The organism is Sphingomonas ginkgonis, from assembly GCF_003970925.1.
Taxonomy (GTDB): Bacteria; Pseudomonadota; Alphaproteobacteria; order Sphingomonadales; family Sphingomonadaceae; genus Sphingomicrobium; species Sphingomicrobium ginkgonis.
In genome coordinates, this window is record NZ_RWJF01000001.1 from 13,149 (window position 1) to 25,981 (window position 12,833).

Here is a 12,833-nt window from a genome sequence, read left to right on the forward strand (position 1 = left end):
CTCGATGCCTCCCGTCACTGCCAGTCCCGACCTCATGAGTCCGCTGACCCTCTTCCTCCACGCCGACGTGGTGGTGAAGATCGTCATGCTCGGCCTGCTCGCCGCCAGCGTCTGGACCTGGGGGATCATCATCACCCACTCGCTCCGGCTGCGCCAGATCAACCGCCAGACCGGCGCCTACGAGAACGACTTCTGGGCGGCCAAGGACATCGACGATTTCCATGCCCGCCGCGGCAAGGAGAAGCTGCCGAGCGCCGCGATCCTCACCGCCGGAATCGACGAGTGGCGCCGCTCGACCCGCAATCGCAACATGGACCTGTCGGGCGCGCGCGAACGGCTGTCGGGGGCGATGAGCGCGGCGATCGCCGACGAGCTCGACCGGCTCGCCGACCGCCTCAACATCCTTGCCACAGTCGGTTCGGTCGCCCCCTTCGTCGGCCTGTTCGGCACCGTCTGGGGGATCATGCGCAGCTTCACCGGGATCGCCGCTGCCAACAACACCAGTCTCGCCGTGGTGGCGCCCGGCATCGCCGAGGCGCTGTTCGCCACCGCCATCGGCCTGTTCGCCGCCATCCCCGCGGTGATCGCCTACAACCGGCTGACCCACGGGCTCGACCGGCTCGAGGCGCGGCTCGGGCGCTTCGCCGACCGCTTCCACGCCACGCTGAGCCGCGAGCTCGAGGCCGCCTGATGGCGATGGGGGTCCACGGCCGGCGCGGCCGCGGCGGCCGCCGCGCGCCGATGGCGGAGATCAACGTCACCCCGCTGGTCGACGTCATGCTGGTGCTGCTGATCATCTTCATGGTCACCGCCCCGCTGCTCGCCACCGGCGTGCCGGTCGACCTGCCGCAGAGCCGAGCCGCGCCGCTCGACCAGCAGGCCAAGCCGACCCAGGTCAGCCTCGACGCGCAAGGGCGGATCTTCATCGACGACGCTCCCGTCGCCGAGGCCGCGCTGCCCCAGCGCCTCGCCGACCTCGCCGCAGCGCCCGCCCCGCCCGAGGGCCGCCGGGTCTATCTCCGCGCAGACCGCAGCCTCGACTATGGCCGGGTGATGCGGGTGATGGGCGAACTGAACCGCGCCGGCCTCAACCATGTCGCGCTGGTCTCGACCGGCGAGGACCAACCGTGAAGCTCGACCGGGCGGAACTCGGCGGCACCGGCGTCGCGATCGCGCTTCACCTCGCGCTGATCGCCGCTCTGTCGACGAGCCTCGCCCATGTTCTGCCGGTCAGGGAGCCGCCGCCGATCGAGGTCGAGTTCGCGAGCGACGTCGCCCCAACGCCGGCGGCCCCTGCGCCCGCCGCCGCCCCGGCCCCGAGCCAGGCGCCCGAGCAGGGCGAGGCACCGCCGGAGGAAGCGGCGCCGCCACCGCCGCCCGCGCCGGCCCCGGTCGTCCAGCCGGCGCCCCCGCCTCCGCCGCGCCCGGTGCCCGTCGCGCGACCGGTTCCCACGCCGCCGCCGCCGCCGGTCGCCCGTCCGGCGCCGACGCCGCGCCCGGCCCCGCGGCCGACCCCCGTCGCCCGCCCTGCTCCGGTCCAGCGTCCCGCTCCCCAGCCACGCCCCGCGCCGCCCCAGCAGCGTCCTTCGCCCCCGCCGCAGCGCGCGGCTCCTGCCCGGCTCCAGGCCCGGCCGGCGCCATCCCCTGCCAGACCCTCGCCCGCGCCGGCCCGCCCCGCGCCCCGGGTGTCGCGGCTCGGGACCGATTTCCTGAAGGGGATCGGCCCCGACTCCCCGCCGGCGCGCTCGGCCCCGTCCGCGCGTCCGGCGCCGTCCGCCGCGCCAGCCGCGGCCGCCGCCCCGAGCTTCTCCGCCAGCGCGGTCGCCGGGGTGGTCCAGGCGATCCGCCGCCGGGTCCAGCCCTGCGCCGACCGCCAGGTGAACCCCGGCCCCGGCGCCAACAAGATCAAGGTCCGGCTCCATCTCCGGCTCAGCCGCTCGGGCGGCCTGCTCGGCGCGCCGCAGGTGGTCGGCACCAGCGGGGTCGACGAGGACAACGACAAATATGAGGAGCGGGTGAAGGATCTCGCCGTCGCCGCCTTCACCGGCTGCGCCCCGCTCTCCGGCCTGCCCGCCGACCTCTACAAGACCGAGGACGGGCGCGGCTGGGGCGATTTCATCATGGTCTACAGCCTGCCCTGAGGAGAGCTATGCGTCACTTCGCCCTTCCCCTTCTGCTCCTCGCCAGCGCCGCCGCCGCGCAGGACCAGCCGGCCCCCGCCCCCGCCGCCCCGCCGCCCGCACAGGGGCCGCTCGAGGTGGACGTCACCGGCGGCCAGAACGGCGCGCAGGTGATCGCCGTTCCCGCCATGCCGACCCCGGCCGACACCCAGACCCCCGCCGGCAGCACCTCGACGCTCGGGCAGCAGGTCGCCGGGATCATCGCCTCCGACCTCCGCTCGACCGGGCTGTTCACCCCGCTCGGTCCCAACGGGATCGGCCGCTACAGCTTCGCCCAGTCGACCGCGCCCGACTATCCGACCTGGCGCTCGGCCGGCGCCGGGCAGCTGGTCGCGGGCAGCGTCCGCGCCGAGGGCGGCAACCTCGTCGTCGCCTGCAACCTCCAAGACGTCGGCGCCGGCCGCGAGCTGGTCCACCAGGACTTCACCGTCGCCGCGACCGACTGGCGCCGCGCCGGGCACAAGTGCGCCGACGCCATCTACTCGCGCCTGTCGGGCGAGCGCGCGTTCCTCGATACCCGGGTCGTCTATGTCGCCGAGACCGGGCCCCGCAACCGCCTGACCAAGCGCATCGCGATCATGGACAGCGACGGGTCCAATCACCGCTTCCTGACCGAGGGCGACGCCACCGTCACCACCCCGCGCTTCTCGCCCGACGGGACGCGGCTGGCCTATATGAGCTTCCAGGGTCGCCGCCCGCGCGTCTGGGTGCTCGACATCGCCAGCGGGACCAAGCGGCTGCTGATCCCGGGGATCGCGATGACCTCCGCCCCGCGCTTCTCGCCCGACGGCAAGCAGATCGCCTTCGCGATGAGCCGCAACGGGACCACCGACATCTATATCGCGCCGGCGGCGGGTGGCGGCACTCCGACCCGCCTGACCAGCGCGCCGGGGATCAACACCGCGCCCAGCTTCTCGCCCGACGGCAGCCGGATCGCCTTCGAGAGCGACCGCTCCGGCTCGCAGCAGATCTACGTCATGAACGCCGACGGCTCGGACCAGCGCCGGATCAGCTTCGGCGGCGGGTCGCACGGCCAGCCGGTGTGGAGCCCGCGCGGCAACCAGATCGCCTTCACCCGCGTCGGCGCCTTCCGCATCGGCGTGATGAGCGCCAGCGGCGGGGGCGAGAAGATCCTGACCGACGGCTGGCAGGACGAAAGCCCGAGCTGGGCACCCAACGGCCAGTTCATCATGTTCAACCGCACCAGCCAGGGCAGCGGCGCGACCGCGCTCTACGCGGTGTCGGTCAACGGCGGCCCCGCCCGGCGGCTGCCCACCCCGCGCGACGGCTCGGACCCGAGCTGGTCGCCGCTCCAGGACTGAAGAGGAGAAGACATGCGCAAGTTCCTGACCCTGACCGCCATCGCGCTGGCGCTCGGCGCCGCCGGCTGCGCCCGCAAGCGCGGCGGCGTCAACAGCACGCCGCCGGTCGCCGAGGCGCCGGGCACCGCCGCGGCCAATCCCGACGACGCGGGCGAGCTCACCGAGCTGCCGGCGATGCAGGCCGCGCTACGCGCCGCCGCCGGTTCGGACACCATCTACTTCAATACCGACAAGTCGGAGATCGACGCGCCGTCGCAGGCGACGCTCGCCGCGCAGGCCAAGTGGATGCTCGCCAACCCGGCGGTCCGCGCCTCCGTCGAGGGCCATGCCGACGAGCGCGGCACCCGCGAGTATAATCAGGCGCTGGGCGAGCGCCGCGCGCAGGCGGCCAAGCTCTACCTGATGAGCAAGGGAGTCCCCGAGGCGCGCCTGCTGACCGTCAGCTGGGGCAAGGAGCGACCGGTCGCGGTCGGCTCGACCGAACAGGCTTGGGCCCAGAACCGCCGCGCAGTCACGGTGGTCGTGAAGTAGAAGCTCATTCCTCCCCTGCATTTTTGCAGCGGAGGGAGACCATGCGCAGCATGGCGGAGGGGCCCCTCCACCACTCAGCTACGCTGAGCGGTCCCCCTCCCCGAGCAAGCTCGGGGAGGAACTGATCAAGCCGCGTAGCGCCCGTGCTGGCTCATCCCGAGCCAGGCGCGGGCCTGGCGCTGCGCCTCGGCGATCTCGCGCGCGGTCATCTCGACCGCGATCTCGGCGCGGCACTGCTGGCCGCGAGTGCAGCCGTTGAGCGCCGCGAGGTTGAACCACTTGTGCGCCTCGATGAGGTCGACCGCCTGGCCGCCGCGCCCGGTCGAGTAGGTCACCCCCAGCTCGAACAGCGCATCGACGTCGCCGCGCTCGGCGTCGGCAAGGCGGCTGCGGACAAGAAACTCGGCGGCTTTGTGCGAGATGGCCATGGTCTTCTGCTCCCCTGTTGAGGAGGAAATGACCCTTCATAAGCTGATAAATGGTTAACGCGTGGATTAACCCTGATCCGGTACGGACCGTTCGACCGGGAGGTTGTCGATCAGCCGCGTCGTCCCTAACCGAGCCGCGGCGATCAGCCGCATCCGTCCGCGCGCCTCGGCCAGCGGTTCCAGGCTCTCGGCATCGACCAGCGCGACATAGTCGATCGGGTCGAACCCCGCCGCCCACAGCCGCGCCGCCGCCGTCTCGAGGCTCGCCGCCACCGGCGCCCCGCCGGCGATCGCCGCCGCGGCCTCGCGCAGCGCCTCGGGCAAGGCGAGCGCACGCCGCCGCTCCTCAGCCGACAGATAGGCGTTGCGCGACGATAGGGCGAGCCCGTCCGAGTCCCGCACCGTCGCCACGCCTGCCACCTCGATCGGCAGCGCGAGGTCGGCGACCAGCCGGCGGATCACCGCCAGCTGCTGGAAGTCCTTCTCCCCGAACAGCGCGACGTCGGGCCGAACCGCGAGCAGCAGCTTCGCCACCACCGTCGCAACCCCGTCGAAATGGCCCGGGCGCGCCGCCCCGTCCCACCGCTCGCTGACCCCGGCGACCCGGATCGTCGTCGCGAAGCCGGGCGGGTAGAGCTGCGCCGCGGTCGGCAGCCACAGCAGGTCGCACCCCGCCGCGCGGAGCAGCGCGGCGTCGGCCTCCTCCTGCCGGGGGTAGCGGTCGAGGTCCTCGCCGGCGCCGAACTGCAGCGGGTTGACGAAGATCGTCGCCGCCACCTTGTCGGCGCGCCGCCGCCCCTCGCGCACCAGGGTCAGGTGCCCCTCGTGCAGCGCGCCCATGGTGGGCACCAGCGCGATCCGCTCGCCCTTCCCCCGAAGCGACCAGAGCGCGGGCTCCAGCGCACTGATTTCACGGATGATTTGCACCCGAATCCCCTAGCGGTTAAACCCCGGCGAACCGTGCTGTTCACGGCTCGGGGGGAGAAGTTCATTGGCCCACTTCATCGTCTTCGCCAACGAGAAAGGCGGGACCGGCAAGTCGACGACCGCGGTCCACACCGCCGTCGCGCTGGCGGCCGCGGGGCAGCGCGTCGCCGCGCTCGACCTCGACCATCGCCAGCGCACGCTCACCCGCTATCTCGAGAACCGCGCCGCGACCATGCGCCGGACGGAGACCGACCTGCCCCAGCCGCTGTTCGAGGTGCTCGACGAGCAGACCCCGGAGGCGCTCGGCGAAGCGATCGAGCGGCTCGCGCAGCAGGCCGACGTGATCGTCATCGACACACCCGGCCGCGACGACGCGGTGGCGCGCGCCGCGATCGTCCGCGCCGACACGCTGGTCACGCCGATGAACGACAGTTTCGTCGACCTCGACCTCATCGGCCAGGTCCATCCCGAGAACTTCAAGATCACCCGTCCGAGCTTCTATGCCGAGCTGATCTGGAATAGCCGCACCCAGCGCGCCAAGTCGACCGGCAAGAGCGTCGACTGGGTGGTGTTGCGCAACCGCCTCCAGCACATCCAGTCGCACAACCTCCAGCGGGTCGGCGCGGCGATGGACGAGCTCGCCCGCCGGGTCGGCTTCCGGGTCATCCCCGGGCTCGGCGAGCGCGTCATCTACCGCGAGCTCTTCCCCAAGGGGCTGACCCTGCTCGACCTCAAGCATATCGGCGATGCCGGCCTCGCCCACATCGCGGCTCGGCAGGAGCTGCGCGAGATGGTCGCCGGGCTCGGAATCCCGGGCGAGGAGAAGACCGCCAAGGTCGCCTGAGTGGCGTCCCGCGGGACCGGGCGCGTCCCGGTTTGACCTGATCGACGAGCGTCGCCAATAGCGATGAACAAACCGCCGCATCGGGAGTTCGGGCGCGTAATGACTCACCAATTCGAAAGCACCATCCTCCGCGAATATGATATTCGCGGGATCGTCGGCCACACGCTCCACGAGGCGGACGCCTATGCCATCGGGCGGACGCTCGGCTCCATGGCGCGCGACGAGGGCGTCACCACGCTCGCGGTCGGCCGCGATGGCCGGACCCACTCGGAACGGCTCGAGGCCGAGCTGGTCCGCGGCCTGACCGAGACCGGGATCGACGTCGTCCGCACCGGCATGGGCCCCTCGCCGATGCTCTACTTCGCCACCCACACGCTCGACGTCGGCGGCGGCATCCAGGTCACCGGCAGCCACAACCCGGCCGACTACAACGGCTTCAAGATGCTGCTCTCCGGCCGCTCGGTGTTCGGCGAGGAAATCCAGGGTCTCGGCCGCCGCGCCGGCGAGGGCCGCTGGCACGACGGCCAGGGCAAGGTCACGCAAGTCGACATCCTCGACCGCTACGTCGACCGGCTGGTCGAGGGTTTCCGCGGCAAGGCGATGCGCGTCGGCTGGGACGCCGGCAACGGCGCCGCCGGGCCCGCGCTGGAGAAGCTGGTCAAGAAGCTCCCGGGCGAGCATCACACCATCTACACCGACGTCGACGGCAACTTCCCCAACCACCATCCCGATCCCACGGTCGAGAAGAACCTCGAGGATCTGAAGAAGCTCGTCGCGGAGAAAAATCTCGATCTCGGCATCGCCTTTGATGGCGACGGCGACCGGATCGGCGCGGTCGATGCCAAGGGCCGGGTGATCTGGGGCGACCAGTTGCTCGCGATCCTCGCCGAGCCGGTGCTCAAGGACGAGCCGGGCGCCACCATCATCGCCGACGTCAAGGCCAGCCAGGCGCTGTTCGACCGCATCGGCGAGCTCGGCGGCCAGCCGCTGATGTGGAAGACCGGCCACAGCCTCATCAAGTCCAAGATGAAGGAAACCAAGGCCCCGCTCGCCGGCGAGATGAGCGGCCACATCTTCTTCAAGCATCGCTGGTTCGGCTTCGACGACGCGCTCTACGCCTCGGTCCGCCTCTTGGAGGCGGTGAGCGAGAGCGGCCAGTCGCTGACCGAGCTGCGCGATGCCATGCCCGACAATCGCGCCACCCCCGAGATGCGCTTCCCGGTCGACGAGAGCCGCAAGTTCGCGGTGGTGACCGAGGTGCTCGACCGCCTCAAGGGCGACGGAGTCCGCGTCGACGCGACCGACGGCGCTCGGGTGATGACCGACGACGGCTGGTGGCTGCTGCGCGCCTCCAACACCCAGGACGTGCTCGTCGCCCGCGCCGAGGCGCGCGACGACGCGGGCCTCGAGCGGCTGCTCACCGCGATCGACCAGCAGCTCGCCCACTCGGGCGTCGAGCGCACCGAGGACAGCCACTAGGACCCACGGCAACGGCCGGCCGCGCGGCGACTCCCCTCGCCCGCGGCCGTTCCCGGCTGCCGTCCGCTGGACTGTCGACCGGCAAATCCCCATGCTGTGCGCTCACAGGTGTGGGATCAGTTCATGTCCAGTCTCTTGCGTTTCATGCTGCTCGGCATCGGCATCGCCGCTCTGTCGGGACCCGCCCAGCCCAAATGGCTGTTCGATCACGGCGCCGGCCGCGACCTCCGCTGCTTCGTCCTCTATGCCGCGGGAGCCGGCACGGTGACGGAAGACGGCAAGAAGCAGGCCGCCGGCCTCGGCCTCCTCTACTTTCGCGGCAAGCTCGCCGGCGAGGCCCCCAACCTCGACCTCCCCTTGATGGTCCGGCGCGAGTTCGCCGCGATCCGCAGGAACAAGCAGGTCAAGGACATCGCCAAGTCCTGCGACACCGAGTTCTACTCGCGCGGCAACGAACTCGACCAGATCGGCCGCGAGCTGAAGAACAGCGAACGCTGATCGTCGCGCGCCCCTCCCGTGACGGGGGGGGGTCGGACGCCTCGGTGGACAGCAGCGAAAAGACCGGATCCGCTGCCGGCGCGCAACCGCGACGGCGGGAGATTACTGCGGCCGGTCTCCCGCGCCACCCCGAAGGCGCGCCGCGTCCTCCGCCTGCGCGCGGCACTTGACCCCGCCTTCCTCGGTGCGCCCGGCCGCCATCGGCGCATGGACCGCCCCAGTGGTCGCCGGCAGCGCCGCGCCCTTCCTCATCTCGCGCAGCTGGATGTCCGCCGCGACATGTTCGGTGAGGTCCGGCAGAAACCCGTGCGCGCTGGTCGCCGCCTGCGCCTTCCACCCCACCGGCAGCTCTTCGCGCGGGTGGAGCGAGACCCACATCAGCGCGTCGACGATCTTGGACGGGTGATCCATCAGGATCATCCGCCCGGTGTGCCCGCTGTAATTGGCCGCATGGTCGAAGAAGGGCGTGTCGGCGGCATAGGGCATGACGGTCGCGACCCGGATTGTCCCCCCCTTGCCGGCCTGTCGCAGCTCCTGGTTGATCGCGCGGCCGAGGCTCAGCACCCCCGCCTTGGTCGCGGCGTAGCTCGCATGATAGGCGATCGGGATCACGCTCTCGACCGAGCCCATGTTGACCAGCGTGCCCTGCCCCTGCGCGACGAACTGGCGCAGCGCGACCCGGCTGCCGTAGACCACGCCCTTCAAGTTGGTGTCGATCAGCCGCGACTGGTCGGCCGCCGGGATGTCCCAGAAGCGCCCGATCGCGCCCACCCCGGCGATGTTCATCCACACGTCGATCCGTCCGAACCGCTGCATCGCGGCGCGGCCGAGCGCCTCCATCGCCGCCGGGTCGCCGGCGTCGGTCGGCACCACCAGCGCCTGTCCGCCCGAGGCGCGGATCCGGCCGGCGATCTCCTCCAGCAGGTCGCCCCGCCGCGCCGCCAGCACGACATTGGCGTGGTTCTGCCCGAGCCGCAGCGCCGCGCCCTGGCCGAAGCCGCTCGAGGCGCCGACGATGACGAAGGTCCGCCCGCCGAGCTGGCGATACTCGGCGGGTCGGAGCCGGGCGTCGACCGCGCAGCCGGACAGCAGCGCGCCCGCCAGCAGGATCGCGGCTCTAGGCCTCGACCAGCACATCCGCCGGCTCGGTCGCCTTCGGCTGCGTGGCGCGGTTCACGACCTCGCCGCGCACCGGCGTGTCGATCTCCTTCGCGTCGGCATCCTTCTGCAGCGTCGCCATGTCGATCACGCTGCGGAAATGGACTTCCTCGTCCTTGGCCCGGTCGAACGCCTCGTCGATGTCCTCCATCGCGATCAGCTCGATCCGCGGCCGGACGCCGGTGCGGGCGCAGAAATCGAGCACCTCCTGCGTATCGCCGATCCCGCCGATCGCCGATCCGGCGATCACCAGCCGCTTCATCACCACGTTGGACATCTGGATGTCCTCGAACTCGATGAGGTTGCCGACGATCACCATCTTCCCGTCGGCCTTCATCAGCTCGACATAGGGGTTGAAGTCGTGCGGATAGGGAATGGTCGAGATGAGGAAGTCGAGGCTTTCCTTCGCGCCTTCCAGCGCCGCGTCGTCGTCCATTGCGATCGTCTGCGAGGCGCCGAGCTCCTTCGCCAGCGGCTCCTTCTCCGCGTCGGTGGTCAGCGCCACCACCTCGGCGCCGAGCGCCCTGGCGATCTGGATCGCCATGTGCCCGAGCCCGCCGATCCCGGCCACGCCGACCCGCTGCCCGGCCTTCACCCCCCAGTGCTTCATCGGCTGGTAGGTGGTGATCCCGGCGCATAGGATCGGCGCCGCCTCGGCGTCGCTGATTGCCTCCGGGATCGACAGCACGAACTCCTCGCGGACGATGATCGCGCTCGAATAGCCACCGTAGCTGTTGGTCCCGTCGGGCTTGATCGGCCCGTTGTAGGTCATCGTCGCGCCCTTGGGGCCCGAGCAATATTGCTCCTCGCCGCGGCGGCAGGCGTCGCACTCGCGGCAGCTGTTGATCATGCAGCCGACCCCGACCCGGTCGCCGGCCTTGAAGCGGCTGACGCCCTCGCCGACCTCGGTCACCCGGCCGACGATCTCGTGGCCCGGCACGCAGGGGTAAACGCTGTTGTCCCAGTCGTTCTTCACCTGGTGGAAGTCGCTGTGGCAGACGCCGCAATGCGAGATGTCGATCGCCACCTCGCCCGCGCGGACCGGCTCGCGGTCGAACTGGACGGGTTTCATCGACCCGCCCTCCTTGAGGGCGGCATAGCCATGGACGTGCACGTGAGCGCTCCTGCGTTTCATTGAACTACGCAAAGGACGAATTGCAGGCGGGCGCGGTTCCGGCGCGAGCGAACCAGAATTCCGCCGTTCCGCGCCGAGCGGAGCCCTGCAAGGGTTCAGGAGACCGGCAGCCTCCTCAAGCCCGTTGAAGACCCGTTGCGGCCACCCGTTTCCCGGATATCATTCCTGTGTGGACGACCTCAGCGGATTCGTCATGGCGGTCCTGGACCTGGCGTCGGACAAGGTCGAGGATCGATACGGCGCCAAGGTGGCATGGTGGTTTACACTCGCCGCTAGTCTGGTCGCCATGGCGATGATCGTTGGCCTGATCTTTCTGCTGGTCTGGATCTTGCCTGCGCGCCGATGAGTCAGGAAGACGTCTGCTTTCGACCCATTGCGGACATTAGGCGCGGATGCGACAGTTGCTGCTGATGGTCAGCCTCGCTTTGCTATTGTCCCTTGGCGCTCTTGCTCCTCCCTCATCGGGGGACGCGCTCAAACAGCCTATCGAGTTGGTGAAGCCGGAGGTTGCTGCGGCGCGGGTTGCGGCTTGCGGTTTCAAGAGCGTTCGTCCGAAGTTTGACGACACGCAACAAGAGGACGTGGTCGAGGTCTCGAAGGTCGCTTCCGCTTCAAAAGAGCAGTTAGAGTGCGTAGCGCGCGCATCGTTGCAGACGCATTACTACGTTACGTTACCCGCACCCGTGGAACAGACATACCAGACGCTCTATTGGCAGATGTCGCGCGAGCGCGACAAGGCCGATGCGAAGGCTTGGTTGGACAAACGAGGTCTGCTCGCTCGCCTGCCTCTTTATGACCCCAAGCGTTCTGATGAGGCCACGTTCGCACGCACACTCGAAAAGCTGTGTGGGCCAAGGGCCACTGGGTCTCTGAAGACGATGGAGGAACACTCCGCTGGCAACCTCGACGAAGAAACGCTCTGGTGTCTGGTGAACGCCGCTTCCGCTTCGGGCTACCCCCTCGGTTTCATAGGGAACGAGGCATATAAGCGCGAGCGCTAATGTCCGCTTTCCACCCATTGCGGACGTTCGGCTTACGCCCATGGCGGCCTTTATCGAAGCCTCGAAAATGCCATCGGTCGGTGGAGGACTCGGGAAATGTTCATAGGCGGTAAGTCGAAGCCCTTGTGGCTAGCTGCCTCCATTCTCTTTTGCGGTTCGCTCTTTCTCCTCCCGCTACGTAATCCAGATGTCGCTCACGGGATGATCATCGCCGCCATGGTGCTTCTTGTAACCGCGCCACTGAATGGTCTTCGCGCAGAGAAGCACTGAAGGTCCGCCTCCCGCCCAAAAGCACCGCAAGCACTCACGGGCGTTCTCATCTCCGCCTGGTCCTGCTCCCGGCCGGTTACTCCTGCGAATAGGTGTTCACGACCTCGTGCGCCAGGCGGTCATATTCGGCGAGGTGGCGCTTGCCGACGGCACCGTTGCCGTTGCGCGCGGCGTAGAAATATTGCTCGTACGCGGCGAAGGCCCGCTTGCAGCCGGTGTTCCGCTCGGGGATCTTCGTGCCCGTGGTGATCGTGTAGGTACGCCAGTTCTCCCACTGGTAGCCGGCACAGGTGGCGGTGCGCATCAGCCATTCGAACGTCGAGCCATGCACCTGCTCGAGGTGGGCGATGATGTCGCCGGCGGGGGCCGGCTTGGCCGCCGGGGCCGTGAAGCTCGACTTGCCGTTCTCGCGTTCCATCTCGTCCGCGTTGCGAAGCATCTCGGCGATGTCCTCGGGCGGAAGCTGGCCGCGCATCCGTTCGGCCGTCTCGCGGATCTGGCGGATGACCTGGTCCATCTGCGGGTTCCGCTCGGCGGCCGCCGCCGGCGAGAAGGAGAGGATCGCAGTCACGGCCGCGATTCGAAGGAGGATGTTCCCGTTCATTTCATGCATGCTCGATTGAAGGTGCGACCGACACTTCCGGGCAAACGAGACACGCCGTTCAGCAACAAGGAAGGACCAAGACACGGCGCCGCAGTCAAGAGGCTCGTGGCCCGAACTTCCGGATCGCCCCGCCAGGCGACGGGGGACCCCGGTCGAGCCTAGCGCGCGGCGAGCCAGGCGTCGCTGCAGATCAGGATCAATTCGCGCCTGGCGGCCGGCGTCGCGAGGTGCAGCTCGACCGCTTGCCGGTCTTCCTCCGGCAGCTTGCGAATGATCTCCGCAACGCTTCGGCACTGACCTGAACGGGCGAGCTGGAAGGCACGTTCGACGGCCGCGGGTCTCCTCATCACCCGACGATAGGCGATCATCGAGCCCCGTGCGAGCGTCCGTCGGCGTTGCGCCCTCCGACCCAGAGCCTGCACGTCGCCGAACGCAGACCCGCCCGGGTAGATCGAC

Annotated in this window: 16 protein-coding genes; 10 read left to right on the forward strand and 6 right to left on the reverse strand. The window is 69.7% G+C overall.

Features of this window, described 5'->3' with window-relative positions; genetic code table 11:
- The first annotated feature begins 4 nt into the window (after nucleotides 1-4).
- From tolQ to pal, 5 genes are read left to right on the forward strand one after another with little or no spacing between them, the layout of a single operon-like run.
- Nucleotides 5-691 (forward strand): protein TolQ, encoded by a 687-nt coding sequence (gene tolQ / locus HMF7854_RS00080; RefSeq protein ID WP_126717248.1) that lies wholly within the window; start codon nucleotides 5-7, stop codon nucleotides 689-691.
- Nucleotides 691-1,131, forward strand: coding sequence for a protein TolR (gene tolR, locus HMF7854_RS00085; RefSeq protein WP_126717249.1), 441 nt, complete (start codon nucleotides 691-693; stop codon nucleotides 1,129-1,131). The genes tolQ and tolR overlap by 1 nt, the downstream gene beginning before the upstream one ends.
- Entirely contained in the window at nucleotides 1,128-2,141 is a 1,014-nt protein-coding gene (locus HMF7854_RS00090; protein ID WP_126717250.1) for a cell envelope biogenesis protein TolA, read from the forward strand. The genes tolR and HMF7854_RS00090 overlap by 4 nt, the downstream gene beginning before the upstream one ends.
- Entirely contained in the window at nucleotides 2,138-3,502 is a 1,365-nt protein-coding gene (tolB, locus tag HMF7854_RS00095) for a Tol-Pal system beta propeller repeat protein TolB (protein WP_420822369.1), read from the forward strand. The genes HMF7854_RS00090 and tolB overlap by 4 nt, the downstream gene beginning before the upstream one ends.
- Nucleotides 3,503-3,514: 12 nt before the next feature.
- Nucleotides 3,515-4,033 (forward strand): peptidoglycan-associated lipoprotein Pal, encoded by a 519-nt coding sequence (gene pal / locus HMF7854_RS00100; protein WP_126717252.1) that lies wholly within the window; start codon nucleotides 3,515-3,517, stop codon nucleotides 4,031-4,033.
- Between the two features lie 125 nt (nucleotides 4,034-4,158).
- Here the strand turns inward: pal and HMF7854_RS00105 are convergent, their stop codons facing one another.
- Together HMF7854_RS00105 and panC are read right to left on the reverse strand one after the other, a co-directional pair.
- Nucleotides 4,159-4,461 (reverse strand): SEL1-like repeat protein, encoded by a 303-nt coding sequence (locus tag HMF7854_RS00105; protein ID WP_126717253.1) that lies wholly within the window; start codon nucleotides 4,459-4,461, stop codon nucleotides 4,159-4,161.
- 66 nt (nucleotides 4,462-4,527) lie between these two features.
- Complete coding sequence (gene panC, locus HMF7854_RS00110; RefSeq protein WP_126717254.1) at nucleotides 4,528-5,388, reverse strand: pantoate--beta-alanine ligase; 861 nt, start codon at nucleotides 5,386-5,388, stop codon at nucleotides 4,528-4,530.
- Nucleotides 5,389-5,452: 64 nt separating this feature from the next.
- Here panC and HMF7854_RS00115 point away from each other — a divergent pair, with 64 nt between their 5' ends.
- From HMF7854_RS00115 to HMF7854_RS00125, 3 genes are all read left to right on the forward strand, one after another.
- Nucleotides 5,453-6,232 (forward strand): division plane positioning ATPase MipZ, encoded by a 780-nt coding sequence (locus HMF7854_RS00115; protein WP_126717255.1) that lies wholly within the window; start codon nucleotides 5,453-5,455, stop codon nucleotides 6,230-6,232.
- A gap of 99 nt (nucleotides 6,233-6,331) precedes the next feature.
- Nucleotides 6,332-7,711: a phosphoglucomutase/phosphomannomutase PgmG gene (gene pgmG / locus HMF7854_RS00120; RefSeq protein ID WP_126717256.1), complete on the forward strand. Its 1,380-nt coding sequence runs from the start codon at nucleotides 6,332-6,334 to the stop codon at nucleotides 7,709-7,711.
- Between the two features lie 123 nt (nucleotides 7,712-7,834).
- The gene (locus HMF7854_RS00125; RefSeq protein ID WP_126717257.1) at nucleotides 7,835-8,209 is read left to right on the forward strand and encodes a hypothetical protein; all 375 of its coding nucleotides are present in this window, start codon (nucleotides 7,835-7,837) and stop codon (nucleotides 8,207-8,209) included.
- Between the two features lie 102 nt (nucleotides 8,210-8,311).
- On the opposite strand, the gene HMF7854_RS00130 is transcribed toward HMF7854_RS00125, so the two are convergent.
- A complete protein-coding gene (locus tag HMF7854_RS00130) occupies nucleotides 8,312-9,346 on the reverse strand; it encodes an SDR family NAD(P)-dependent oxidoreductase (protein ID WP_126717258.1) in 1,035 nt (344 codons plus the stop codon).
- Entirely contained in the window at nucleotides 9,327-10,481 is a 1,155-nt protein-coding gene (locus HMF7854_RS00135) for an NAD(P)-dependent alcohol dehydrogenase (protein ID WP_239016770.1), read from the reverse strand. The genes HMF7854_RS00130 and HMF7854_RS00135 overlap by 20 nt, the downstream gene beginning before the upstream one ends.
- Nucleotides 10,482-10,671: 190 nt before the next feature.
- On the opposite strand from HMF7854_RS00135, the gene HMF7854_RS15605 reads away from it, so the two are divergent.
- On the forward strand, nucleotides 10,672-10,848 hold the full coding sequence (locus HMF7854_RS15605; RefSeq protein WP_185829096.1) for a hypothetical protein: 177 nt from the start codon (nucleotides 10,672-10,674) through the stop codon (nucleotides 10,846-10,848).
- 55 nt (nucleotides 10,849-10,903) lie between these two features.
- Nucleotides 10,904-11,503, forward strand: coding sequence for a hypothetical protein (locus tag HMF7854_RS00140; protein WP_126717260.1), 600 nt, complete (start codon nucleotides 10,904-10,906; stop codon nucleotides 11,501-11,503).
- 346 nt (nucleotides 11,504-11,849) lie between these two features.
- Here HMF7854_RS00140 and HMF7854_RS00145 read toward each other — a convergent pair whose 3' ends face one another.
- Both HMF7854_RS00145 and HMF7854_RS00150 read right to left on the reverse strand, forming a co-directional pair.
- A complete protein-coding gene (locus HMF7854_RS00145; protein ID WP_126717261.1) occupies nucleotides 11,850-12,386 on the reverse strand; it encodes a hypothetical protein in 537 nt (178 codons plus the stop codon).
- A 149-nt stretch (nucleotides 12,387-12,535) separates the two neighbouring features.
- Nucleotides 12,536-12,745 carry a hypothetical protein gene (locus tag HMF7854_RS00150; RefSeq protein WP_126717262.1) on the reverse strand — a complete coding sequence of 70 codons (210 nt, stop codon included), beginning with the start codon at nucleotides 12,743-12,745 and terminating at the stop codon, nucleotides 12,536-12,538.
- Nucleotides 12,746-12,833 lie beyond the last annotated feature (88 nt).

Coding starts and splice junctions, on each gene's coding strand:
- tolQ (WP_126717248.1), top strand. CDS start 5: ATGCCTCCCGTCACTGCCAGTCCCGACCTCATGAGTCCGCTGACCCTC.
- tolR (WP_126717249.1), top strand. CDS start 691: ATGGCGATGGGGGTCCACGGCCGGCGCGGCCGCGGCGGCCGCCGCGCG.
- pal (WP_126717252.1), top strand. CDS start 3,515: ATGCGCAAGTTCCTGACCCTGACCGCCATCGCGCTGGCGCTCGGCGCC.
- HMF7854_RS00105 (WP_126717253.1), bottom strand. CDS start 4,461: ATGGCCATCTCGCACAAAGCCGCCGAGTTTCTTGTCCGCAGCCGCCTT.
- pgmG (WP_126717256.1), top strand. CDS start 6,332: ATGACTCACCAATTCGAAAGCACCATCCTCCGCGAATATGATATTCGC.
- HMF7854_RS00125 (WP_126717257.1), top strand. CDS start 7,835: ATGTCCAGTCTCTTGCGTTTCATGCTGCTCGGCATCGGCATCGCCGCT.
- HMF7854_RS00130 (WP_126717258.1), bottom strand. CDS start 9,346: ATGTGCTGGTCGAGGCCTAGAGCCGCGATCCTGCTGGCGGGCGCGCTG.
- HMF7854_RS00145 (WP_126717261.1), bottom strand. CDS start 12,386: ATGCATGAAATGAACGGGAACATCCTCCTTCGAATCGCGGCCGTGACT.
- HMF7854_RS00150 (WP_126717262.1), bottom strand. CDS start 12,745: ATGATCGCCTATCGTCGGGTGATGAGGAGACCCGCGGCCGTCGAACGT.